The sequence below is a fragment of the Nocardiopsis aegyptia genome, from assembly GCF_013410755.1.
In the GTDB taxonomy this organism is placed as follows: Bacteria; Actinomycetota; Actinomycetes; order Streptosporangiales; family Streptosporangiaceae; genus Nocardiopsis; species Nocardiopsis aegyptia.
Map to the genome: position 1 here is coordinate 6456855 of NZ_JACCFS010000001.1, position 23854 is coordinate 6480708.

The following is a 23854-nucleotide window of genomic DNA, read 5'->3' on the forward strand; positions in this document are numbered from 1 at the left end:
GTGAGGAGAAGCAGAAACCGTGAGCAGCGTGATCGACTGGCAGCGGTCGGGCGAGTATTCCGACATCATCTACGAGACCGCGGAGGGCATCGCCAAGATCACGATCAACCGCCCGGAGCGGCACAACGCCTTCCGGCCACAGACCTTGTTCGAGCTCCAGCAGGCGTTCAACATCGCCCGCGACGACTCCGAGGTCGGTGTGATCATCTTCACCGGTGCCGGCGACCAGGCGTTCTGCTCGGGCGGTGACCAGAAGATCCGCGGCGACGACGGCTACATCGGCGACGACGCCGTCGCCAAGCAGGGCATCGGCCGCCTCAACGTCCTGGACCTGCAGGTGCAGATCCGCCGCCTGCCCAAGCCGGTCATCTGCATGGTCGCCGGCTGGTCCATCGGCGGCGGCAACGTGCTCCAGGTCTGCTGCGACCTGACCATCGCCGCCGACAACGCCAAGTTCGGGCAGACCGGCCCCAAGGTCGGCTCCTTCGACGGCGGCTACGGCTCCTGGCTGCTGGCCGAGACCGTCGGGCTGAAGAAGGCCCGCGAGATCTGGTACCTGTGCCGCCAGTACAGCGCCGAGGAGGCGCGGGAGATGGGCATGGTCAACACGGTCGTGCCGCTGGCCGACCTGGAGAGGGAGACCGTCCAGTGGGCGCGTGAGCTCCTGGAGAAGTCGCCGCTGGCGCTGCGCATGCTCAAGGGCGCCATCAACGCCGTCAGCGACGGCGCCGCCGGGATGCAGCAGTTCGCCGGCGACGCCACGATGCTCTACTACATGAGCGAGGAGGCCCAGGAGGGGCGCGACGCCTTCAAGGAGAAGCGTCGTCCGGAGTTCGACCAGTTCCCGCGTCGCCCGTGACCTCCCCGGCCACCGACCCGGCGGGGGTGCCCGCCGGGTCCCGCGCCTTCGCCCTGGGGCTGCGCAACCGGTTCCGCGGCATCACCGTCCGCGAGGGGCTGCTGGTGCCCGGGCCGGCCGGGTGGGGTGAGTTCTCGCCCTTCGCCGAGTACGGCCCGCGCGAGTCCTCACGCTGGTGGGCGGCCTGCTGGGAGGCGGCCCACCAGGGCTGGCCCGCGCCGGTGCGCGACCGTGTGCCGGTCAACGTCACCGTGCCCGCGGTCGGCCCGGAGCGGGCCGCGCGGATCGTGGCCGCCGGGGGGTGCGCGACCGCCAAGGTGAAGGTGGCCGAGCGCGGCCAGGACCCGGGCGAGGACATCGCCCGGGTGGAGGCCGTCCGCCACGCCCTGGGGCCCTCGGGCCGGGTGCGCGTGGACGCCAACGGCGGCTGGGACGCCGACACCGCGGTGCGGATGGTGCGCGAACTGGACCGGTTCGACCTGGAGTACGTCGAGCAGCCGTGCGCGGGCCTGGACGACCTGGCGCTGGTGCGGCGCCGCGTCGACGTTCCGGTGGCCGCCGACGAGTCGATCCGCAAGGCGGAGGACCCGCTCCGGGTCAGTGCCGCCGGCGCCGCCGACATCGTGGTGCTCAAGGTGCAGCCGCTGGGCGGGGTGCGCGCGGCTCTGCGGGTGGCCGAGGCCTGCGGGCTGCCGGTGGTGGTCTCCAGCGCCGTGGAGTCCTCCGTGGGCCTGGCGGCGGGTGTGGCCCTGGCCGCGGCCCTGCCGGAACTGCCCTACGCCTGCGGCCTGGCGACCGCGCAGATGCTCACCGCCGACGTCACCGCGGAGCCGCTGCTGCCCGCGGACGGGTTCCTGCCGGTGCGCGCGGTGGGGGTGGACGAGGAGCGGCTGCGCGAGGTCGAGATCGACGCCGCCCCCTGGCGGGAACGGGCGGAACAGGCCCGCGACGCGGGGCGGGAGCGCTCCGGCCAGGGGTGACCTGCGCTCCCTCGAACCGCTGACCCGGTTCTCAAACGGAGGCACGGGACACGCCGAGGTGTGCCCGGACCGACATGCGCGAGTCCTCGCCAGCGGCCGTGTGAGCAGGTTGACTGGTATGAGCGGTGGCCGTGGCACGTCCGTGGAGTGGTCTTGGCCGTGCCGATACCGCTGTCGCGGCCGGCTCGGCGGCGGCGGGGCCGTGCGGTCGCGGCCCACCGGCCGGTCGCGGGCCGCGGGCGGGGTGCGTCCCCGCCGGAGCGGGGCCCGTGCGCGAGGCCGCCATCGCGCGGCGATACTTGGTGCAGACCACGACGACTGAAAGCGTGTACATGAATCCGTCTACCGCCCTGGCGCGGGTCCTCGTCGACGAACTGGCCCGCTGCGGGCTGTCCGAGGCCGTGGTCTCGCCGGGGTCGCGCTCGACGCCCCTCGCGCTGGCCCTGGTCGCCCACCCGGAGGTGCGCGTCCACGTGCGCGTGGACGAGCGCTCGGCGTCGTTCCTCGCGCTGGGCCTGGCCCGCGTGTCGCGGCGCCCGGTGGCGGTGGTGTGCACGTCCGGTACGGCCGCGGCGAACTTCCATCCCGCGGTGATGGAGGCGAGCGAGAGCGGCGTGCCGCTGCTGGTGCTGACCGCCGACCGGCCGCCCGAGCTGCGCGGGACCGGCGCGAACCAGACGGTGGACCAGATCGGCCTGTACGGCAGTGCGGTGCGCATGTTCGCCGAGGTCGGCACCCCCGACCCGGCGCCGGGGATGGTCGCGTACTGGCGTTCGCTGTCGTGTCGCGCCTGGGCGGCGGCCGTGGGCGGGCGCCCCGGGCCGGTGCACCTGAACGTGGCCTTCCGCGATCCCCTCACCCCCGACGAGCCCGGGACCGGCGCCCCGTCCTGGACGGAGCCGTTGGAGGGCCGCGAGCGGGGCCGCCCGTGGATCGGGCGTCCCGGCCCGCGCGCGGAGCCCGCGCCGTTCCGCCTGCCCGACGTCGAGCGCGGCGTCATCGTGTGCGGCGACGGCGACTACGACCCGGTGCCGTTCCTGGCCCTGGCCGAGCTGACCGGGTGGCCGCTGCTGGCCGAACCCACCTCCAACGCCCGCCGGGTGGGAGCGATCTCCACGTACCGGCAGCTGCTGGCCTCGCCGCGCTTCGCCGCGGGGCCGCCGCCGGAGCTGGTCGTGAGCGTGGGGCGGCCCAACCTGTCCCGGCAGATCCTGGCCTACCTGCGCCGCGCCGAACGGCACGTGGTGGTGACCGCGGGGGCGATCGGCGACCCCTGTGCCGCGCTGGCCAACGCCTTCTCCGACCCCGCCCGCACGGCCACCGACGTGGTGGCGGCGGTGGCCGCCCCCGAGGGCCTGGAGCTGGCCCCACCCGTCGCCGACCACCATCCTCAGCGGACGCCTTCGGCGCAGTACCCTCCCTCGGCGAGAACGGACTGGTCGCGTTCGTGGTGGCGTGCGGAGGCCGCGGCGCGCACCGCCGTGGACACGGTCCTGGACGCCGACGAGGCGCTGAGCGAGATGCGGCTGGCGCGCGACCTGGCCTCGCACCTGGCGGCCGGGTCGCTGCTGTTCGCCGGTTCCAGCATGCCCATCCGCGACCTGGACGCGGCCATGCGCGCGCGGTGCGGTGTGCGCCTGGTGGGCAACCGCGGGGTGAGCGGGATCGACGGCACGGTCTCCACGGCCATCGGTGCCGCGCTGGCGCACCAGGCCGACGGGGCGGGCGGGCAGGCCTACGCCCTGCTGGGCGACCTGGCGATGCTGCACGACCAGAACGGGCTGGTGATCGGGCCGGGCGAGCCGCGCCCCGACCTGGCCGTGGTCGTGGTCAACAACGACGGCGGCGGGATCTTCTCCGGGCTGGAGCAGGCGGGCCACCCCGACTTCGAGCGGGTCTTCGGTACACCGCACGGGGTGTCGATGGAGCGGGTGGCGGCGGTCGCGGACCTGCCCTACACGCGTCTGGAATGGGCCACGGACCTGCCCAAGGCCCTGTTGGGGGAGGGACTGCGGGTGATCGAGGTGCAGACCACGCGTACCGACAGCGCCGTGCTGCGCCGCCGTGTGCAGGCCGCGGTGGACGAGGCGGTCGACGGCGTGCTGTGAGCCCGCCCACCTCGCGGGTTGCGGTGCCCCGCTCGCGGGAAGGACGTGGCCAAGGGGACCGGCGTGGTCGCTGCGTCCCGTGGTGCACACGCGGTGAGGTGAGCGGTCGTGAACTACGTGCTGCACATGACGGAGCTGGCTCGTTGGCGGACCGGTACCGGTGACCTGGAGCCCGACAGTCTGCACACCGACGGGTTCGTGCACGCCTCGCCCAACGAGCACACGGTGCTGGCGGTGGCCAACTCGCTCTACAGCAGGGCGACCGAGCCCTACTGCGTGCTGGTGGTGGACACGGTGCGGCTGGGCCGGGAGGTGCGCTGGGAACCGGCGGCGCCCGCGGCGGGGCAGGGTGTGCTGGAGGGCGTGGACGAGTCGGTGCTCTTCCCGCACATCTACGGTCCGATTCCGCGTGAGGCCGTGGTGGGTGTGCGCTACCTGCGCCGCGAACCGCCGGGGGTGTTCACCGCGGTCGACCAGCGCGGCCCCACGGCCGAGGCGCTGGACCTGTTCCCGCACCCGGAGGGCGGATGGTTCAAGGTCACCTGGCGCAGCGGGGTGACCGTGCACCCGGAGGGCTACGACGGTCCGCGCGAGACGGCCTCGGGTCTGCAGTTCCTGCTCAACCGGGGCGACCGGTGCCGGTGGCACCGGCTGCGCTCGGCCCAGTTGTGGTCCTTCGACCGCGGCGGCCCGGTGCTCATCGAGCTCGGGGGCACGGGGCCCGAGCCGGAGGTCGAGCAGCGCCTCACCCTGGGGCCGCACATCGAGGCCGGCCAGAACCTGCAGGTGCTGGTGCCGTCGAACACCTGGCAGACCTCACGTCTGCTGACCGGCGAGGAGAACCTGTCCACGTGCGTGACCTCCCCGGCGTTCGACTTCGCCGACGTGGAGGTGGCCGACGAGGGCGGTACGCTGCGCTTCCCCAGGAGGCTGTGAACGGCGTACCCCCGCCGTGACAGCCGGACCGGCACGTCGGCGGGCGCCGCGGGCGCACGGGCCTATCCTGGGCCCCATGGCCGAACACCCGCGTCGGGCCCCGCTGAGCGGTGAGATCGCCCAGCGCGTGGTCGACCTCATCGCCCCGACGATCAGCCACAACATCAACGTGATGGACGAGCACGGCACCATCATCGCCTGCCTGGACCCCGCGCGGATCGGCACCCTGCACCGGGGCGCCCAGCGGGTGATCGCCGAGGGGCGCGGCGTGCTGGTGACCACCCACGGGCGGGAGAGCTCCGACCGGCCCGGCGCCAACGAACCCCTGGTCGTCGACGGCGAGCTGTGCGGGGTCGTCGGCGTCACGGGAGACCCCCACGAGGTCGCGCCGCTGGCCCGGGTCGTGGCGCTGACCGTGCAGCTGCTGGTCGCCCAGAGCCGCGACCAGGACGCGGTCACCCGGCGCCACACCGAGGCCCGCGACCTGATCGCGGCTCTGGGCTCGGGCACCGCCGAACCCGGGGCCGCCCGGGCCAGGCTGGCCGCCGCCGGACTGGCTCCGCCCTGGTCGCTGGCCCTGTGGACGGCCGCGGAGCCGCGCCCGGACGGCTCCGCGGCCCCGCCGGAGCCGTCCGAGACGGCCGTGGCGCGGATCAACGCCGACGCCGGGCACCGGGCGGCCGTCCTGCACGGCGCCCTGTGGACGGTGGGGACCGGTGCGGTGCCGGCGCCCGGCGCGCTGGGCCTGCCCGAGGACGGCCGCCACACCCGGACCGAGCCCACTGGCGACGTCGACGTGCTGCTCGCCCACGCGGAGGAGTCGCGGGCGCTGTGCCGGTACGCCGGCCTGATCCCCGCCCTGGCCGACCCCGGCCCGTGGTCGCGGGCGATCGCCGTTGCCGTCGCCCACCTGCCCGCGCGCAGCCTCGCCCACCTGGCGGGGCACGTCGTCCTGCTGAACGGGGCGCAGCGCCGCACCGTCCTCGCCGTGGCCTCCACGACCTCCCTGCAGGCGGCGGCCGACGCGCTCTACGTCCACCGCAACACCCTGCTCCAGCGGGTGGAGCGCATCCGGGCGGTGACCGGGTTCGACCCGCGCCGCCCCGACCACCTGACCACGCTGCAGATGGCGATGTACGCACGCGACGCACTGGGCGGTTCGCACAGGGAGTGAGCGGGAATCCCCAGGAAACCTGGGCGGATCACCGTCGAAACGCACGGCTCGGATGTCTAGGATCGGCTGCATGTCGCACGCACCGCACACCACCGACGACGCACCCCGTGTCCGCGTCGCCGTCGTCCCGGACTCCTTCAAGGGCAGCGCCCACGCCGTGGAGGTGGCGGCCGCGATGGCCCAGGGGGCCGAGGAGGCCTTCACCGGCCTGGGCATGAAGGCCGACATCGACGTCCTGCCGTTCGCCGACGGCGGCGAGGGCACCCTCGACGCACTGCTGGGCGCCTGGGGGAGCGACGCGCGCACCGTGGAGACCACCGACGCGCTCGGCCGGCCCGTGCGCGCCCGCTACGGGCTCTCCCCCGACGGCCGGACCGGCGTCATCGAGGCCGCGGAGGCCAACGGGCTGCCCCTGGTCAACGACGTGCCACTGCGGCCGCTGACCGCGAGCACCCGGGGCGTGGGCCCGCTGGTGGGGGCGCTGCTCGACGCGGGCGTGGAGGAGATCCTGCTGTGCATCGGCGGATCGGCCACCACCGACGGCGGCACCGGTCTGCTCGCGGCCCTGGGGGCGCGGCTCCTGGACCGCGACGGCTCCGAACTGCCCGACGGCGGCGGGAGCCTGTCCGACCTGGACCGCCTGGACCTGTCCGGCCTCGACGAGCGCGCCCGTTCGGTGCGCTGGCGGATCGCCTGCGACGTCACCAACCCCCTGGTCGGCGAGCGGGGCGCGGCGGCCGTCTTCGGACCGCAGAAGGGCGCCACACCGGAGGACGTGCGCGTGCTCGACGCCGGGCTGGGCCGCCTGGCCGACGTGCTCGTGCGGGCGGGCGGGACCGACGTGCGCGAGATGTCGGGGGCGGGAGCCGCCGGAGGGCTGCCCGCGCCGCTGGCGGCGCTGCTGGGCGCCGAGCTGGTGCCCGGCTCGCGGATGGTCGCCGACGTGCTGGGCGCCGAGGAGCTGCTCTCCCGGGCCGACCTGGTCCTGACCGGTGAGGGGTCCTTCGACGGCCAGTCGATGGCGGGCAAGGTGGTCGACGCCGTGCGCCGGCTCACGCCCGCCGACCGGCCCGTCGTGGTCATCGCCGGCAGCGTCTCGGTCCCGCGGGAGGAGCTGGCGGCCGCGGGGATCACCGCGGCCGTGTCGATCGCCCGCGGGCCGGCGACCCTGGAGCGGATGCGCGAGGAGGTCCTGCCCGGGATCACCTGGGCGGCGTTCACGAGCTGCCGCCTCCTCGCGCACGGCCCGGTCGGCTCCCGCGGCTAGGCACCGCTTCCCGGGAGGGGGAGTGGGGCGGGGTCCGCCTGGCGGGGCCGCGAACGTATCCGGCCGACAATGCCACGGCACTGGACCGCCAGGATGAGGTAAGACGATGAGTAGCGCTGGAAGAAACGAAGAGGACGGCCCGAGTCCCCTTGAGGGGCCCCGAAAACGGGGCGGCACCCCGGGCCGTCCCGCGAAATCCCCGCACTCGCAACAGCGAGCAAGAGACCCTGCCAGCCTACCCACGGACAACCCGATGCGCTCACCCGACGAACCCACCCATCTGGTCACCCTCGCCCAATGGGCCCGACAACACGGCCTCAGCGAAAGCTACGCCCTACGCCAACTCCCCTACCAGGCCGAGAACTTTCCGCGCCCGGAATCCACCCGCACCCTCATCCGCTACCAACACCCCGAGCCCGTCGACCTGCCCGGCCACGACCCCCGAGCCGAAGTCACCCTCGGCCGCTTCGCCACCCTCATCGGTGTCAACCGCAGCACCGTCTCCCAGTACAAACGCAAGACCCCCGACGCCCTGCCCGACACCATCGAGGGATACCGCCCTGACCGTCTTCCCCCGCACACGCGGGCCAAGTTCTACCTCGAAGACCTCCTCACCTGGTGGAACAACCGCCCTGGCAGCGTTGCCGGATACCGCTCTCCGACCGGGGGCACCGCCTCCCCCCGCCGAGCGCCCACCACCGACCCCGCATGAACCCACACCGCCGCCTCGGCGACCGACCCACCGGCCGACAACGGGAGCGGTGGACCAGAGCCGGTTCCGTGACGACCTCCGACGATGCCCCGAGGTCGGCCCGTATCGGCGGCTAGCCGCGCACGTGGAGGCCGAAGCCCGTGCGGCCGGCGGGCTCCAGCCCCTCCTTCAGGTGGAGTGAGGGGATCTCGTAGTCACCGGCGTTCTGCGGCCGGAACGGGATCGGCTCGGTCGTGTCCAGGGTGAGCAGGCGCTGCTCCCAGGCCTTGGCGACGTCGGGGTAGTCCTCGGCCGTCATCCGGTCGGTGCTGTAGAGCACGAACGGCGGCAGCACGTCCATGCCCGGGTGGTAGAGGACGCCGTGGTGGATCGGGAAGAGCAGGTCGTCCATGGGGCCGTTGATCCCGCGGGCGGCGTAGTGCGACTCGGGGCCGCCGGCGGTGACCGAGAGCAGGGCCCGCCGGCCGGCGAGGGTGCCCTCGCCGAAGCGGTCGCCGTACCGGGTGTCGCTGTGCTCGCCGACCCCGTAGGCGAAGTGGTAGGTGAACACGCGGTCCACCCAGCCCTTGAGGATCGCGGGCATCGTGTACCACCACAGCGGGAACTGCAGGATGAGGGTGTCGGCCCACAGCAGCTTCTCCTGCTCGGCGCGGACGTCGGGGGTGAGCGTGCCGGCGTCGAAGGCCCGGCCCGAGTCCTGGGCGAGCCTGAGCGGGTGCGAGGCGGCGGGGCCGTAGTCGGCGGCGTCGGCGACCGCCTTCCAGCCCATCGCGTACAGGTCGCTCACCCGCACCTGGTGCCCGGCGTTCTCCAACGTGGACACCGCGAGGTCCTTCAGCGCGCTGTTGAGCGACTCCGGCTCCGGGTGGGCGTGGACGATGAGCGTCTTCACGGGAACTCCTTGGGATCGACTGCTTCGATCCTGGCCGCCGCGGCGGCCGGCGTTCAGGGGCGCGGTGTCCGTCGGACGGGACTTCCTGGTATCGCCAGGGCCACCCTCGCGGGCGCGGGCGCGGCCATACTGGGGGCATGGACGATCTCGCGGGCTTCCTGCGGACCCGGCGCTCCCGGGTCGATCCGGCGGCCGTCGGCATTCCCGTCGACAGCCGCCGCCGGGTCGAGGGGCTGCGCCGGGAGGAGGTCGCGCACCTGTCGGGGGTCAGCGTCGACTACTACGTGCGCCTGGAGCAGGGCCGCGCGACCCAGCCCTCGGAGCAGGTCCTGGACGCGCTCGCCCGCGTCCTCGGCCTGGACGGGACCGAGCGCGGTCACCTGCACCGGCTCGCCCGCCAGCGCCGGCGCCGGGCGAAGGCGCCGGGCGGGCGGGTCCGGCCGGAGCTGCTGCGGGTCCTGGACCTGGTGGCCGACGCGCCCGCGCTGATCATGAACCACCGTCTGGACGTGCTCGCCGGTAACCGCCTCGCGGGACTGCTCTACGGCCGGCCGGTGCCGGGGCTGAACACCGCCCGGCACCTGTTCCTGGACGAGCCCGAGCGCGGCCTCTACGCGGACTGGGAGTCCTGCACGCTGGACGTGGTCGGGCACCTGCGCCTGGCCGCCGGACGGTATCCCGACGACCCCCGCCTGGCCTCGCTCATCGGTGAGCTGTCGATGCGCAGCGAGCGCTTCTGCCGCCTGTGGGCCCGTGCGGACGTGCGTGCCCGCGCCCACGGGCGCAAGGCCTACCAGCACCCGCTGGTCGGGCTGCTGGAGCTGCACCAGGAGAACTTCGCGCTGCCCGACGAGTCGGGCATGGAGCTGATCGTGCTGTCCGCGTCCCCCGGCGGCCCGGCCGAGGACGGGCTGCGCCTGCTCGCGGGCCTGGGCGCGGACAGCGAGGGGGCGCCCCCGGCGGTGGACGTCGGTCCCCGGGAGTAGGCCACCGGGGGAGCCGGGGGAGGAGAGCGGGGCCCGGACCGGTGCCGTGGGCGGCACCGGGCTCCGAAGGCGGTCGGGTCGGCGCGCCGGGTCAGCGCTGGGCGTCGACGCCGAAGATCTCGGCCATGTCGTCCAGGGTCCGGTGGGCGGCGATCAGGCCCACACCGGAGATCCAGTACTCGTCGTCGACCTCGGTGATCTCGCCCTCCAGCTCGCCCCACAGCGGGCTCGACTGGTACTCGGCCTTGTCCTCCTCCACCCCGGTGGTGCCGCCGTCGTCGTAGGTGGCCACGAAGATCCGGTCGGCGTCCAGGTCGAGCAGGCGCTCCTGGCTGTGGTAGGTGACGATGTCCTCGGACTCGGTGTCCACGCCCGGGGCGGGCTCCAGGCCCATGTCCTCCAGGATCACGCCGATGTAGGAGCGCGGCGTGTACAGGCGCACGCCCTCCTCGTCACCGGCGAAGCGGACGATCGACACGGTCGGGGACTCGCCGCCGTTGGCCTCGATGACCTGCGCTCCGATGGCGGCGGCGCGCTCCTCGTACTCGGCCAGCAGGGTGTCGGCCTGCTCCTGGGCGTCGAGGGCCCGGGCGGTCAGCTCCAGGTTCTCCTTCCAGGTCGCGCCGGTGGTCTCGGACATGACCGTGGGAGCGATCTCGGAGAACTGGTCGTGGTCGTCGCCGTGGCGGACCTCGGCGGACAGGATGAGGTCGGGCTCGGTGCCGGCGACCAGTTCCGGGTCCAGGTCCCACAGCAGGCCCACCGGCTCGGCCTCGTCGGCGGTGCCGGTGTTCCACTCGCTGTCCAGGAGGTAGTCCGGCAGCGAGGTGACGTCCTCGGCGAAGGTGGTGTAGCCGACGACGTTGCCGCCCAGGGCCAGGGTGGAGTCCACGTAGGCGGAGTCCAGCGGCAGCACGCGCTGGGGCGCGGTCGGGATCTCGGTCTCGCCCATCCGGTGTTCGACCGTCAGCGGGTAGTTCCCGGTGGCCTCGCCGTCGGTGGCGGCGGTGTCCTCCGCCGGGCCGGCCGCCCCGCAGGCGGTGAGCAGGACGACGGTCGCCGCGGTCGCGACGGTGGGAAGGCCGACGCGGCGTAGCGGGGTCCAGGCGTTCATCGGGTACTCCATCGGTAGGGGACGATCCGGGAAAGCGGGGGGACATGACCCGGATGTGTTGTTCCTGGTCAAGACGTGGCAAACTTAGATCATCCAAGTGTGGCTAGGCAAACCTAACCCGGGTTGTCCTGGCCTTCGTCATGATGGGAGACCTCGGTGCACGACACCAGCGGGCCGCCCCCGAGCCCCGTGTCGGCCCCCTCCGGCCGCTCCGGTACCGGCGGCGCCGCCGACCGCACCGGTGTCATCGGCGCCCGCCGTGCCCGCCGGCTGGCCGGTCTGGCCGCGCTCGCGCTCGTGCTGGTCCTGACCGCCCTGGCCAGCGTCCTGGTGGGCGCACGCGCCCTGACCCCCGACACGGTGTGGCTGGCGCTCACCGCGACCGCCGGCGCCGAGGCCGACATCATCGTCCACGACATCCGACTGCCCCGCACCGCGTTGGGCCTGCTCGCCGGGATCAGCCTCGGTCTGGGCGGTGCGCTCATGCAGGGCCACACCCGCAACCCGCTCGGCGACCCCAGCATCCTCGGCGTCACCTTCGGCGCCGCGCTGGTGGTCGTGCTGGGGATCGCGCTGGCCGGCATCACCGACCTGCGGACCCAGGCCCTGCTCGCCTTCGCCGGAGCCGGGGCGGCCGCCGTGGTCGTCTACGCCATCGGGTCCGTCCCGGGACGGGGCCCCACACCCATCACCCTGGCGCTGGCCGGGACCGCCGTCAGCTGGCTGTGCTACTCGCTGGTCTCGGGGCTCGTGCTGCTCGACCAGGCCACCATGGACAACTTCCGGTTCTGGCGGGTCGGGTCCCTGGTCGGGCGCGACCCCGAGGTCATCGTCCAGATGCTGCCCTTCGTCGCCGCGGGCACACTGCTGGCCCTGGCCAACGCGGGCGCGCTCAACGCCCTGGCCCTGGGCGAGGACACCGCCCGCGCGCTCGGGCACCGCGTCGGCGTGGCCCGCGTGGTGGGCCTGGCCGCCATCACCCTGCTCACCGGCGCCACCGTGGCCGCGTGCGGGCCGATCGCCTTCGTCGGGCTCGTGGTGCCGCACGTGGCCCGCGGCGTGGTGGGTTCCGACCACCGGTGGCTGCTGCCCTACTCCGCGCTCATGGGCGCGATCCTCCTGCTGGGCGCCGACGTGCTCGGCCGTTTCCTCGCCCCGCCCGGTGAGCTCCAGGTCGGCGTGGTCCTGGCCCTGCTCGGTGCCCCGTTCTTCATCTACGTCGTCCGCCGCCGGAGGCTGCTCTCCCTATGACCGCCACGCTCACCACCGACGAACGCGAGCGCGCGCGGGCCCGGCTGCGGCGCCGGTACCGGGGGCTGCGCCTGGGCCCCGTGGCGCTGCCCTGGCGGACCCGGCCGGTCGTGGCCGCCGCGGTCGTGGCCCTGGTCACGGCCGCGCTCGTGGGGTTCAACCTCATGGTCGGGCGGACACCGCTCTCGACCGGGCAGGTCTGGGCGCACTTCATCGGCACCGACTACGAGCACTACTTCACGTTCTGGCGCGTACGCATGCCGCGCGTGGTGGTGGGGCTGCTCACCGGAGCGGCGCTGGCCGCCGCCGGGGCCATCACCCAGACCATCATGCGCAACCCGCTGGCCAGCCCCGACCTGCTCGGCGTCACCCACGGGGCGAGCGCGGCCGTGGTGGCGGTCATGGCGTCCGCGGGCAGCTACGGGATCATCAGCGGCCCCCTGGCCGCGCTCGGGGTCCCCGCCGTGGCCCTGGCGGGCGGCCTGGCCTCGGGCGTGCTCTGCTACCTCCTGGCCTGGCGCGGCGGCATCGACGGCTACCGGCTGCTGCTGGTGGGCGTGGGCCTGTCCGCGGTCCTGATGAACGTCACCCTGTGGCTGCTCACGCTCGGCGAGGTCACCGACACCGGCCGCGCCATGGTGTGGATCGCGGGCAGCCTGTCCGGACGCACGTGGGAGAACGCCCTGCCCGTGGCCGTGGCCCTGGCGGTCCTGCTGCCCGCCTGCCTGGTCGCCGCCCGCACCCTGGACGCGCTGTCCTACGGCGACGACGTGGCGCGCGGGCTGGGCCTGCCGCTGGAGCGGGCCCGGACCGGGCTGCTCGTCCTGGCCGTGCTGCTGGCGGCCTTCGGGACCTCGGCCGCCGGGCCCATCCTGTTCGTGTCCCTGGCCTGCCCTCAGATCGCGCTGCGGCTGGCCCGCGCCTCCCGGCCGCCGGTGCTGCTCTCCGCCCTGGTGGGCGCCGCCCTCACCTGCGGCGCCGACCTGCTGGCCCGCAACCTGTTGGGCACCATCCAGCTGCCCGTCGGGGTGGTCACCGGCTGTCTGGGCGCCCTCTACCTGATCTACCTGCTCGTCCGCGGCAACCGAAAGGCCCAGGCTTGACCACCTCACCCACCAGCGCCGTCCCGGGCTCGGCGGCCGACCGCGCGCCGGCCCGGCTCTCCGCCAGGGGGCTGACCCTGGCCTACGACGACCACACGGTCGTGCGGGACCTGGACGCCGACATCCTGGACGGCACCATCACGTGCGTCATCGGGCCGAACGGGTGCGGGAAGTCCACGCTGCTGCGCGCCCTGGGCCGGCTGATGCGCCCGCGCGCGGGCCTGGTGGAGCTGGACGGCCGCGACATCCACCGCGCCCCCACCCGGGAGGTCGCCCAGATCCTCGGGGTCCTGCCGCAGCAGCCCACCGCCCCCGACGGGCTCACCGTCGCCGACCTGGTCGCCCGGGGCCGCCACCCTGCCCAGCGCTGGTACCGGCAGTGGTCCGGCGACGACCAGGAGGCGGTGGCGCGGGCCCTGGAACAGACCGGGCTGCTGGAGCTGGCCGAGGCCCCGCTCCAGGAGCTGTCCGGCGGCCAGCGCCAGCGCGCGTGGATCTCGATGGTGCTGGCGCAGGGCACCGACCTGCTGCTGCTGGACGAGCCCACCACGTTCCTGGACCTGGTCCACCAGGTCGACGTTCTGGACCTGGTCCAGGACCTGCACCGGCAGGGCGGGCGCACCATCGTCATGGTGCTGCACGACCTCAACCTGGCCGCCCGCTACGCCGACACCGTGATCGCGATGCGCGACGGACAGGTCCTGGCCGGCGGGCCCCCGGCGGAGGTGCTCACCCCCGACCTGCTGCGCGCCGCCTTCGACCTGGACGCCGTCGTCGTGCCCGACCCGGTCACCGGCGGCCCCCTCGTCGTGCCTGTGGGCCGCAGCACCGCTAGCGGGCGCTAGCGGGCGTCCGCCGGGCAGCGCCGGCCCCGCGGCGCCCGAAGCCCGACGGTGGGGCAGCACGGCGTCCGGCGGGCGCGGCGGGCACGGTGATGAGCGAATACGGGCGTGGGGTCTGGCGTCGGGGGCACGGGCGCGTCATCATCGCGATCAAGGGCGACGGTGAGTGCTCAGGCGGCAATGACGTGTCACCTTGTGAGGGATGTGTCGGAGTTGTCGGTGCGTTCACCCTGGTTTCACCCCTGCGTGTGAAACCTCGGCCAAGGTCAGGATCGGCTGGTGGAACCCTCTACCGGCCGATCACCCGCACGCCCTGACCCGGCCACCCGTACCCGGTGGGCGCGTGGGAGCAGTCACGATCCCCAAGGAGTACCGCGTGCCCGAATCCGCGCCCCAACGTCGCCTCCTGCCGCTCCTCGGCCAGGTCGGTGGTGGCCGATCCCGCGCGACCTGCCACTACCGCTGCGGCGACGCCTGTTTCCACCCGGCTCCCAACACCAGCGGCAACGCCTACTTCGGTGACATCTTCCAGAAGGCGCTCTCCCGCCGTGCCGCACTCCGCACCGGTGCGGTGACCGCCGGAGCGGGCGCGCTCGGACTGTCGGCCCTCTCCCCGGCCATGGCCGACCGCGGACCGAACCGCCCCCACCCCGCGCCCCGCCTCACCTTCCGCAACGTGCTGCCCAACAACGACGACGCGCTCACCGTCCCCCGCGGCTACGAGCAGCACGTCATCGTCCGCTGGGGCGACCCCGTCCTGCCCGGCGCCCCCGAGTTCGACATCGACAACCTGACCGCCGAGGCCCAGGCCCAGCAGTTCGGCTACAACTGCGACTACGTCGGCTTCCACCTGCTCGACGACGACCACGGCCTGCTGTGGGTGAACCACGAGTACACCAACGAGCGCATCATGTTCGCCGGGTACACCGGGGGCGCCGACGCCGACCCCGAGCAGATCCGCGTCACCATGGCCGCGCACGGCGGCTCCCTGGTGGAGATCGAGCGGGTCGGGCGCAGCGGGCAGTGGAAGCTCTCCGAGGGCGAGCGCGCCTTCAACCGGCGCATCCACACCTCCACCCCCTTCGTCCTCTCCGGTCCCGCCGCCGGGCACGACCTGCTCAAGACCGAGGCCGACCCCACGGGTACCGAGGTCCTGGGCATGCTCAACAACTGCTCCGGCGGGATGACGCCCTGGGGCACCTTCCTCAGCGCCGAGGAGAACTTCAACCAGTACTTCGGCAACGCGCCCGGCACCGCCGAGACCAACCGGTACGGGCTCGGCACCGGCGCCTCCAGCCGCCGCTGGGACCGGGTCGAGGAGCGCTTCGACCTGTCCAAGCACCCCAACGAGGCCAACCGCTTCGGCTACGTCGTCGAGATCGACCCCCTCGACCCCGAGTCCGCGCCGGTCAAGCGCACCATGCTGGGACGCTTCAAGCACGAGGCCGCCAACACCATCCTGGCCGCCGACGACCGGGTCGTGGTCTACCTGGGCGACGACGAGCGCTTCGACTACATGTACAAGTTCGTCAGCGACGGGCAGTACGTCGAGGGTTCGCGCCGGCACAACATGACCCTGCTCGACTCGGGCACGCTCTACGTCGCCAAGCTCTCCGGCAACAGCCCCGCCGAGGAGATCGACGGCTCCGGCGCCCTGCCCTCCGACGGCGAGTTCGACGGCACCGGCGAGTGGATCGCCCTGTGCAACGCCACCGAGAGCTTCGTGGACGGCTTCAGTGTCGCCGAGGTGCTGGTGTACACCCGTCTGGCCGCCGACGCCGCGGGCGCCACCAAGATGGACCGCCCCGAGGACTTCGAGCCCAGCCCGGTCACCGGCAAGGTGTACTGCGCCCTGACCAACAACTCCGCCCGCGAGCCCGGCCAGGCCGACGAGCCCAACCCGCGCGGCCCCAACCGCTACGGCCACATCCTGGAGATCGTCGAGGACGGCGAGGACAACGCGGCCACCACGTTCGGCTGGAACGTGCCGCTGGTGTGCGGCGACCCGGAGAACGACGACACCTACTACGCGGGTTTCGACAAGTCCAAGGTCATGCCGATCTCGGCGCCGGACAACCTGGCCTTCGACAAGCACGGCAACCTGTGGATCTCCACCGACGGCCAGCCCGGCTCGCTGGACACGGCCGACGCCCTGCACGTCATGCCGGTCGAGGGCCGCTTCCGCGGTGAACTGAAGACCTTCGCCACGGTGCCGCACCGCGCCGAGGCCTGCGGCCCCTTCATCACCGAGGACAACAAGACCGTCTTCATCGCCCCGCAGCACCCGGGCGACGACGGCACCTTCGAGTCGCCCACCAGCACCTGGCCCGACGGTGACTTCCCGCGCCCGTCCGTGGCCTGCATCTGGCACAAGGCCGGCCGCGACGTCGGCCAGTAGGCGCCCGACCCGAGCCGGTGCGTCCCGTGCGGGGCACGGGACGCACCGTGCGTGTCCGGTGGATCATCGCCCTGCCGCTCCTGGCCCCGGCGGCTTCCACCGGGCCCGCCTCCGGGCCGGCCCCGGGCGTGAGGGTCACACGCCCGGAGCCGGCCCTCTCGTGTGCCCGCGCCGGCCCGTACACGGCCCCGCGCCGACCTGAGTGTGCCCGCACACGAGCCCTCCAGGGAGGGCGGCGGTCACAGGACGCGCTCGAAGCACAGTGACGAGGGCTCGTCGGCGTAGGCGCCGAAGGAGGGGATCGGCGCGTAGCCGGACCGGGTGTAGAAGCGCACCGCGTCGGGCTGGCGGTCGCCGGTCTCCAGGCGCAGCGCCTTCCACCCCCGCTCGCGCGCCCAGTCCTCCAGCGCCGCCAGGATCAGGGGCGCGGCGCCCGAGCCGCGCCGTTCGGAGCGCACGTACATGCGCTTGACCTCGCCGGTGTCCTTGTCCAGTCGGCGCAGGCCGCCGCAGCCCACCGCGGTGCCGTCGCCGTCGCGGGCCACGACGAACAGGTCGATGTCCCCGGCCGAGGGCGCGGTGCCGGGTTCGGAGTCGGGGGTGCCGTAGCGCTCGGCGATCTCGGCGCGTTGCAGGGCGCGCAGGGCCTCGGCGTCGGGGTCGTCCCAGCGGACGTGTTCGATGCGCATGGCGTGAGGCTAGCGGCGCCGGATTTCGGTCGCGTGACAGGAAGTGCGCGCTCAGCCGGCCGGATCGGTGAGCGCCTCGCGCATGACCCGGAACTTCGACTCGGTCTCGGCCGCCTCCGACTCCGGTACGGACCCGGCCACGATGCCGCATCCGGCGAAGAGGCGGGCCCGTGCGCCCTCCACGCGCGCCGAGCGCAGCGCGATGCCCCACTCGGCGTTGCCCGCGCCGTCGAGCCAGCCCACCGGCCCGGCGTAGCCGACCCGGTCCATGCCCTCCACCTCGGCGATGAGCCGCATCGCCGCCGCCGTGGGTGTTCCGCCGACCGCCGCCGTGGGGTGCAGGGCCGCCACCGCGTCCAGCGCCGACACACCGGGGGACAGGCGCGCGTGGGCGCGGGTGGCCAGGTGCTGGACGTTGGCCAGCTGCAGCAGGTGCGGCCAGGCGGGGACGGACAGCTCCTCGCTCAGCGGCGCCAGGGCCGTGCGCAGCGAGTCCACGGCCAGTCCGTGCTCCTCCACGTCCTTGGCGGAGGACATCAGGTCCTCGGCCAGCCGGCCGTCGGAGGCCGGGTCCTCCCCGCGCGGGCGGGTTCCGGCCAGGACGAGTGAGGTGAACCGGTCGCCCTCCAGGCGCAGCAGCAGTTCGGGGGTGGCGCCCACCATGCCGTCCACGGAGAAGGTGAAGCAGCTGGGGAAGCGCCGGCGCAGCCGTTCCAGCAGCGTGCGCACGTCGATGGCGGAGTCGGCCTCGGCGACGGCGTCGCGGGCCAGGACCGCCTTGTCCATGTCGCTGGTGCGGATGCGGTCGACGGTGTCGGCCACCACCGACTTCCACTCCTCGCGGCCCAGGGAGCCCTCGCTCCAGGCCAGCGGGCCGATCGGGCGGGGCTCGGGGGTGGGGTACATCAGCTCCGGCGGGTGGACGCCCGGTGCGTCGGTCACGGTGGTCAGCCAGGTGCGCCCCTCGCGCCGGCCGACGAGGACCCGGGGCACCACGAGCGCGGAGCCGTCGGAGGAGGGGGTGAAGGTGAAGGTGCCGAAGGTGACCAGGCCCGTCCCCGGCAGGCCGACCTCGTCCTCGACCGCGGCCTTGGCGGCCAGCGCCTCGGTCCAGCGCGCCGCGTCGGTGAAGCGGGAGGTGTCGGTGGGGTCTTCGGCGTCCGGCCGGCCCGGCAGGTCCAGCCGCGCCGCCCGGCCCCAGGCCACGAGGCCGTCCTCGCCGGTCAGCCAGGCCAGGGGCGCCCCGGCGGGCAGGTGGCGGACCAGGCTGTCGGTGTCGGAGCGCAGGGCGACGGTACGGACGTACAGTGCGGGCGGGCTGAGGTCGGCGTTCACGGCAACCGAGTCTAGAACGTCGCTCGACCGGGCCGCCCCCGGGCTCTGGAAACGTGCATCCATGCACAGAAAACCTCAAAACGACTCAGGGCGTTGATTTCCATAGTTTGCCGGAATCGTGTCCGAAACTTGACATCTTGCCTTACTCTGGTTCGCGGCGCGCCGCCACCGGCGTGCCGCGTCCCGGCCATGGAGGAAGCAGTCTTGATGCGATCAGTCGCACGCGTGGTGACCCCGCCCACCACGAGGGCACGGTGGGCGGCGGTCGCCGCCGCGACCGCCGCCCTGGCCTCCGGCTGCACCCTGCTCGGCGGTGGCGGCGGGGACGGCACCGCGGACGAGGCGGTGGGCACCGCGCCCGTCCAGTGCGCGACCGACGGCGACAAGCAGCAGATGCGCGGCGCCTGGCTCACCACCGTGCGCAACATCGACTGGCCCTCCGAGCCCGGGCTCTCGGGCCGCGAACAGCGCGACGAGCTGGACGCCTACCTCGACGACGCCGTCGACATGGGGCTCAACGCCGTGTTCCTGCACACCCGGCCCACCGCCGACGCCGTCTACGAGTCCGACCTGGAGCCCTGGGCCCGCTACCTCACCGGCGAGCAGGGCGGCGACCCCGGCTACGACCCCCTGGAGTACGCGGTCGAGGAGGCCCACCGGCGGGGACTGGAACTGCACGCCTGGTTCAACCCCTACCGCGTGGGCTTCCAGGACCCCGACATCGAGAACCTCGCCGAGGACCACCCGGTCCAGGAGAACCCGGAGTGGCTCGTCGACTACGGTGACGAGGGCTACCTCGACCCCGGCAACCCCGAGGTCCGCGAGTGGGTGACGGCCGTCATCATGGACGTCGTCGACCGCTACGAGGTCGACGGCGTGCACTTCGACGACTTCTTCTACCCCTACCCCGAGGACGGCGAGGAGTTCGACGACGACGCCAGCTGGGAGGAGCACGGCGGCGACTTCGACTCACGGGCCGACTGGCGCCGCGACAACGTCGACCAGCTGATGCGCGACGTGCACTTCCAGATCGAGCAGTCCAAGCCGTGGGTGAGCTTCGGCGTCTCCCCGTTCGGCATCTGGCGCAACGACTCCACCGACGGCAGCGGCTCGCCGACCTCGGGACTGGAGTCCTACGACGCCCAGTACGCCGACACCCGCACCTGGATCCAGGAGGGCACCGTCGACTACGTCGCCCCGCAGCTGTACTGGGAGCGCGGTTTCGACAACGCCGACTACGAGGCCCTGGCCGACTGGTGGGCGAACGAGGTCGACGGCACCGGGGTGGACCTCTACATCGGCCAGGCCGCCTACCGCCTCGGCGAGGACGGCTGGACCGGGGCGGACGCGCTGAGCCGCCAGCTCGACTACTCAGGTGAGCTGGAGCAGGTCGCCGGGGACGTCTACTTCTCCATCAAGAGCCTGCGCGAGAACGCCGAGGCCGTCGAGGACCTGCGCGGGGCCCACTACGCCCGGCCCGCGCTGCCCGCCCGTGTGGAGTCCGACGAGGGCCTGCTCACCGGCACCGTCGGGGGCGTGAGCGCGCAGGAGGACGGCGACCGGGTCGAGGTCGCCTGGCAGGCCCGCGACGACGCCCGCTTCTACGCCGTCTACCGGCTGCCCGAGGGCGGCCTGGACGGGCTCGACCCCGAGTCGCAGGAGGCGCACTGCGCAGCGGTCGCGCCGGAGAACCTGGTCGGCGTGACCGGCGAGGACACCCTGACCGACACCGCTCCGGTGGCGGACGGCGCCGGGTACGTGGTCACCGCCCTGGACGCCTACCGCGCCGAGGGCCCGATCAGCGAGGTCGCCGACCCGCGCAGCTGACCGGGGGGAGGGGCTCGCACATCTGGGCGTTCCGCCAAAAAGGGCTCGCACATGCCAGCGGAACCTCCAGTGTGCGGCGGCACATGCGACTGGTAGATTCGGGCCATGCCGACCTATCAGATCAGCGAGGCGGCCGACCTGCTCGGCGTCAGCTCCGACACCGTGCGGCGCTGGGTCGACTCCGGCCGCCTGCCCGCCACCCGTGACACCGCGGGCCGTCGGCACCTGGACGGAGCGGAGCTGGCGGCGTTCATGCGCGCCGGGGCCGACACCGACCCCGGCCGCCTGGTCTCCTCGGCACGCAACCGCTTCCGGGGCCTGGTCACCAGCCTGGTCCGCGACCAGGTCATGGCCAGCGTGGAGATCCAGGCCGGGCCGCACCGGGTCGTCTCCCTGCTCAGCCGCGAGGCCGCCGACGACCTCGGCCTGGAGGTGGGCAGCGTCGCCACGGCGGTCGTGAAGTCCACCAACGTGATCGTGGAGACCGGCGGTGACCGCCATGCGTGACGCCCTCCACCGGACCGCCGGCGGGACCGCCCGGCGGGCCGCCCCCCGGTCCCGCACGCGCCTGCGCGGCCCCGTCGCCGTGCTCGCCGCCGCCGTCCTGGCACTGACCGCCTGCGGTGGGCCCGGAGACGGCGGCGCCGGCGAGGGGGCCGGCGGAGAGCTCACCGTCCTGGCCGCGGCCTCCCTCACCGACGTCTTCACCGACATCGCCGCGGACTTCGAGCGAGCGCACCCGGGCACCCGGGTCACCCTCAACTTCGCGGGCAGCAGCGAACTGGCCCAGCAGATCAACTCCGGCGCGCCCGCCGACGTCTTCGCCGCCGCCGACACCGCCACCATGGAGCAGGTCGTGGAGGGGGAGGGGCTGGACGCCGACTGGGCCGCCGAGCACGGAACGCACGGCCTGGTCTTCGCCACCAACACCCTGCGCATCGCCGTGCCCCCGGACAACCCGGCCGGGATCGAGGCGTTCGCCGACCTGGCCGCGGACGGCGTCCAGGTCGCCGTGTGCGCCGAGGAGGTGCCGTGCGGGGCCGCGACCCGGACCGCCATGGACGCCTCCGGAGTGGAGATCACCCCGGTCACCCTGGAGGAGGACGTGCGCGCGGTACTGACCAAGGTGGAACTGGGCGAGGTGGACGCCGGCCTGGTCTACGCCACCGACGTCGACTCCGCGCGCGGCCGGGTCGAGGGCTTGGAGTTCCCCGAGGCCGAGGAGGCCGTCAACGAGTACCCGATCGGCGTGCCGGCGGGTGCGGCCGACCCCGTCCTGGCCGCCGCCTGGGTCGACGCGGTCACCTCCGGGAACGGCGCGGCCGCCCTGGCCGACGCGGGCTTCGGTACCCCGTGACCGCGCCCACGCACCGACGCACCGGGCGCCGCACGCGCGTGCGGGCCGGGCGCACCCCCTGGATCCTGGTCGTCCCCGCGGTCGTCGGGGTGCTCTTCCTGGTCCTGCCCTTCGCCGGACTCCTGGTCCGCGCCCCCTGGTCCACCATGGGCGCGCGCATCACCGACCCCGCGGTGCTGTCCGCGCTGTGGCTGTCGCTGTCCACCGCCAGTGTCGCCACGGCCGTCTCCCTGCTGTTCGGCGTCCCCCTGGCCTGGCTGCTGGCGCGCACGCGCTTCCCCGGGCGCCGCCTCGTGCGGGCGCTGGTGACCGTGCCCCTGGTGATCCCGCCCGTGGTGGGAGGCGTCGCACTGCTGCTGGTGCTGGGCCGCAACGGGCTGGTCGGGCGGTACCTGGACGCCTGGTTCGGGCTGACCCTGCCCTTCACACCGGCCGCGGTCGTCGTCGCCCAGGTGTTCGTCGCCATGCCCTTCCTGGTCATCAGTGTCGAGGGCGCTCTGCGCGGGGCCGACCGCCGCTACGAGGAGGCCGCCGCCACCCTGGGCGCCAGCCGCACCACGGTCTTCGCCCGGGTCACCCTGCCGATGGTCCTGCCCGGGATCGCGGCCGGGGCCGCCCTGTGCTGGGCGCGGGCGCTGGGCGAGTTCGGTGCCACCATCACCTTCGCCGGGAACTTCCCCGGCACCACCCAGACCATGCCGCTGGCGGTGTACATCGCCATGCAGCGCGACCCGGAGGCCGCCATCGTGCTGAGCCTGGTGCTGCTCCTGGTGTCCCTGGCCGTGCTGGCCACGTTGCGCGAGAGGTGGGTGAACGCCCGATGAGCGAGGAGGCGCCCGCCGGCGACCCCGGGCCCGGCCTCGACGCCGTGCTGCGCGCACGCCTGGGCGGTTTCGCCCTCGACGTGTCCCTGACGGCGGAACCGGGGGAGGTCCTGGCGCTGCTGGGGCCCAACGGCGCGGGCAAGTCCTCGGCGCTGCGCGCCCTGGCCGGCCTGGTGCCCCTCACCGGCGGGCACGTGCGACTCGACGGCCGCGACGAGACCACCACCGCCGTCGAAGGCCGCCCGATCGGCATGGTCTTCCAGGACTACCTGCTCTTCGAGCACATGAGCGCCCTGGACAACGTCGCCTTCGGGCCGCGCTGCCAGGGCGTGCCCAAGGCCGGGGCGCGCGCCCGCGCCGCCGAACTCCTGGACCACATGGACCTGTCCGCGTACGCGCACACCCGGCCCCGGCACCTCTCCGGCGGCCAGGCGCAGCGGGTCGCCCTCGCCCGTGCCCTGGCGGTGCGGCCCAGGCTGCTGCTGCTGGACGAGCCGATGGCCGCACTCGACGCCAGCACACGCATCGAGGTCCGGTCCCGGCTGCGCCGCCTGCTGACGGGGTTCGACGGAGTGACGGTGCTGGTCACCCACGACCCGCTGGAGGCCATGGTGCTCGCCGACCGCATCGCGGTGATCGAGTCGGGCCGGGTCGTGCAGGAGGGGGCGCCCGCCGAGGTGGCCCGCCGGCCGCGCACCGCCTACGTGGCCCGGCTGGTGGGCCTGAACCTCTTCCGCGGCCGGGGCGACGGGGAGGCCGTCGTCCTGGACGCCCGCGACGGCGAGGGCCGGAGCGGCGGGCACGGCGCGGGCTCCGCGCACGGCGGAGGGCCGGCCCGGGTGGCGGTGCGGGAACCCCGCGAGGGTCCGGCGCTGGTGGCCTTCCCACCGCGTGCGGTGGCCCTGTACCCCGAGCACCCGCACGGCAGTACGCGCAACGTGTGGCGTTCGACGGTGGACGGTATCGAGCGCTTCGGCGACCAGGTCCGCGTCCACCTGGCGGGGCCGCCCGCGCTGGTCGCCGACATCACCCCCGCGGCGCTGGCCGACCTCGGACTGACCCACGGTGACACGGTCTGGGCGGGGGTCAAGGCCTCCGAGGTCGAGTGCTATCCGCAATGAGGACCAAGGTCCTTCCAGGAGGTGACACACGCCTCCTACATGCTGGAACGTCCCTGGGCCGATGGTCCCGACCGGCCGA

21 protein-coding genes are annotated in these 23854 nt (G+C 73.9%); 17 read left to right on the plus strand and 4 right to left on the minus strand.

Annotated elements, in window-relative coordinates:
- The first annotated feature begins 19 nt into the window (after nucleotides 1-19).
- The 7 genes from menB to HNR10_RS28720 all read left to right on the plus strand — a co-directional run bounded on the left by menB (nucleotide 20) and on the right by HNR10_RS28720 (nucleotide 8036).
- Nucleotides 20-859 carry a 1,4-dihydroxy-2-naphthoyl-CoA synthase gene (menB, locus tag HNR10_RS28690; protein ID WP_179828943.1) on the plus strand — a complete coding sequence of 280 codons (840 nt, stop codon included), beginning with the start codon at nucleotides 20-22 and terminating at the stop codon, nucleotides 857-859.
- Nucleotides 856-1839, plus strand: a complete 984-nt coding sequence (locus HNR10_RS28695) for an o-succinylbenzoate synthase (protein WP_179828944.1) — start codon at nucleotides 856-858, stop codon at nucleotides 1837-1839. The genes menB and HNR10_RS28695 overlap by 4 nt, the downstream gene beginning before the upstream one ends.
- A 332-nt stretch (nucleotides 1840-2171) precedes the next feature.
- The gene (gene menD, locus HNR10_RS28700) at nucleotides 2172-3947 is read left to right on the plus strand and encodes a 2-succinyl-5-enolpyruvyl-6-hydroxy-3-cyclohexene-1-carboxylic-acid synthase (RefSeq protein ID WP_179828945.1); all 1776 of its coding nucleotides are present in this window, start codon (nucleotides 2172-2174) and stop codon (nucleotides 3945-3947) included.
- Nucleotides 3948-4055: 108 nt separating this feature from the next.
- Nucleotides 4056-4883: a cupin domain-containing protein gene (locus HNR10_RS28705; RefSeq protein WP_179828946.1), complete on the plus strand. Its 828-nt coding sequence runs from the start codon at nucleotides 4056-4058 to the stop codon at nucleotides 4881-4883.
- A 76-nt stretch (nucleotides 4884-4959) separates the two neighbouring features.
- Nucleotides 4960-6057 carry a CdaR family transcriptional regulator gene (locus tag HNR10_RS28710; protein WP_179828947.1) on the plus strand — a complete coding sequence of 366 codons (1098 nt, stop codon included), beginning with the start codon at nucleotides 4960-4962 and terminating at the stop codon, nucleotides 6055-6057.
- A 70-nt stretch (nucleotides 6058-6127) separates the two neighbouring features.
- Nucleotides 6128-7324, plus strand: coding sequence for a glycerate kinase (locus tag HNR10_RS28715; protein WP_179828948.1), 1197 nt, complete (start codon nucleotides 6128-6130; stop codon nucleotides 7322-7324).
- 253 nt (nucleotides 7325-7577) lie between these two features.
- Nucleotides 7578-8036 carry a hypothetical protein gene (locus tag HNR10_RS28720; protein WP_179828950.1) on the plus strand — a complete coding sequence of 153 codons (459 nt, stop codon included), beginning with the start codon at nucleotides 7578-7580 and terminating at the stop codon, nucleotides 8034-8036.
- 112 nt (nucleotides 8037-8148) lie between these two features.
- Here the strand turns inward: HNR10_RS28720 and HNR10_RS28725 are convergent, their stop codons facing one another.
- Nucleotides 8149-8928: an NAD(P)H-dependent oxidoreductase gene (locus HNR10_RS28725; protein ID WP_179828952.1), complete on the minus strand. Its 780-nt coding sequence runs from the start codon at nucleotides 8926-8928 to the stop codon at nucleotides 8149-8151.
- Between the two features lie 137 nt (nucleotides 8929-9065).
- Between HNR10_RS28725 and HNR10_RS28730 the strand changes: the two genes are divergently transcribed.
- On the plus strand, nucleotides 9066-9914 hold the full coding sequence (locus HNR10_RS28730) for a helix-turn-helix transcriptional regulator (RefSeq protein WP_179828954.1): 849 nt from the start codon (nucleotides 9066-9068) through the stop codon (nucleotides 9912-9914).
- Between the two features lie 91 nt (nucleotides 9915-10005).
- Here HNR10_RS28730 and HNR10_RS28735 read toward each other — a convergent pair whose 3' ends face one another.
- Nucleotides 10006-11028: an ABC transporter substrate-binding protein gene (locus HNR10_RS28735; RefSeq protein ID WP_179828956.1), complete on the minus strand. Its 1023-nt coding sequence runs from the start codon at nucleotides 11026-11028 to the stop codon at nucleotides 10006-10008.
- Between the two features lie 156 nt (nucleotides 11029-11184).
- Between HNR10_RS28735 and HNR10_RS28740 the strand changes: the two genes are divergently transcribed.
- The 4 genes from HNR10_RS28740 (at nucleotide 11185) to HNR10_RS28755 (ending at nucleotide 16622) form a co-directional block, all read left to right on the plus strand.
- Nucleotides 11185-12279, plus strand: coding sequence for a FecCD family ABC transporter permease (locus tag HNR10_RS28740; protein ID WP_376769782.1), 1095 nt, complete (start codon nucleotides 11185-11187; stop codon nucleotides 12277-12279).
- A complete protein-coding gene (locus tag HNR10_RS28745) occupies nucleotides 12276-13382 on the plus strand; it encodes a FecCD family ABC transporter permease (RefSeq protein WP_179828958.1) in 1107 nt (368 codons plus the stop codon). The genes HNR10_RS28740 and HNR10_RS28745 overlap by 4 nt, the downstream gene beginning before the upstream one ends.
- Nucleotides 13379-14227 (plus strand): ABC transporter ATP-binding protein, encoded by an 849-nt coding sequence (locus HNR10_RS28750; RefSeq protein ID WP_179828959.1) that lies wholly within the window; start codon nucleotides 13379-13381, stop codon nucleotides 14225-14227. The genes HNR10_RS28745 and HNR10_RS28750 overlap by 4 nt, the downstream gene beginning before the upstream one ends.
- A gap of 373 nt (nucleotides 14228-14600) precedes the next feature.
- Nucleotides 14601-16622: a PhoX family protein gene (locus HNR10_RS28755; RefSeq protein ID WP_179830022.1), complete on the plus strand. Its 2022-nt coding sequence runs from the start codon at nucleotides 14601-14603 to the stop codon at nucleotides 16620-16622.
- A 239-nt stretch (nucleotides 16623-16861) separates the two neighbouring features.
- Here the strand turns inward: HNR10_RS28755 and HNR10_RS28760 are convergent, their stop codons facing one another.
- Both HNR10_RS28760 and HNR10_RS28765 read right to left on the minus strand, forming a co-directional pair.
- The gene (locus tag HNR10_RS28760; protein ID WP_179828960.1) at nucleotides 16862-17311 is read right to left on the minus strand and encodes a GNAT family N-acetyltransferase; all 450 of its coding nucleotides are present in this window, start codon (nucleotides 17309-17311) and stop codon (nucleotides 16862-16864) included.
- A 51-nt stretch (nucleotides 17312-17362) separates the two neighbouring features.
- A complete protein-coding gene (locus HNR10_RS28765) occupies nucleotides 17363-18646 on the minus strand; it encodes an isochorismate synthase (protein ID WP_179828961.1) in 1284 nt (427 codons plus the stop codon).
- Nucleotides 18647-18853: 207 nt separating this feature from the next.
- On the opposite strand from HNR10_RS28765, the gene HNR10_RS28770 reads away from it, so the two are divergent.
- From HNR10_RS28770 to HNR10_RS28790, 5 genes are all read left to right on the plus strand, one after another.
- Nucleotides 18854-20473, plus strand: a complete 1620-nt coding sequence (locus tag HNR10_RS28770; protein ID WP_179828963.1) for a glycoside hydrolase family 10 protein — start codon at nucleotides 18854-18856, stop codon at nucleotides 20471-20473.
- Nucleotides 20474-20578: 105 nt separating this feature from the next.
- Nucleotides 20579-20980 carry a TOBE domain-containing protein gene (locus tag HNR10_RS28775; RefSeq protein WP_179828965.1) on the plus strand — a complete coding sequence of 134 codons (402 nt, stop codon included), beginning with the start codon at nucleotides 20579-20581 and terminating at the stop codon, nucleotides 20978-20980.
- Nucleotides 20973-21830, plus strand: coding sequence for a molybdate ABC transporter substrate-binding protein (gene modA / locus HNR10_RS28780; protein WP_179830023.1), 858 nt, complete (start codon nucleotides 20973-20975; stop codon nucleotides 21828-21830). Before HNR10_RS28775 ends, modA begins: the two co-directional genes overlap by 8 nt.
- A complete protein-coding gene (locus HNR10_RS28785) occupies nucleotides 21827-22654 on the plus strand; it encodes an ABC transporter permease (RefSeq protein WP_179828974.1) in 828 nt (275 codons plus the stop codon). Before modA ends, HNR10_RS28785 begins: the two co-directional genes overlap by 4 nt.
- On the plus strand, nucleotides 22651-23775 hold the full coding sequence (locus HNR10_RS28790; RefSeq protein ID WP_179828976.1) for an ABC transporter ATP-binding protein: 1125 nt from the start codon (nucleotides 22651-22653) through the stop codon (nucleotides 23773-23775). The genes HNR10_RS28785 and HNR10_RS28790 overlap by 4 nt, the downstream gene beginning before the upstream one ends.
- The last annotated feature ends 79 nt before the right edge of the window (nucleotides 23776-23854 follow it).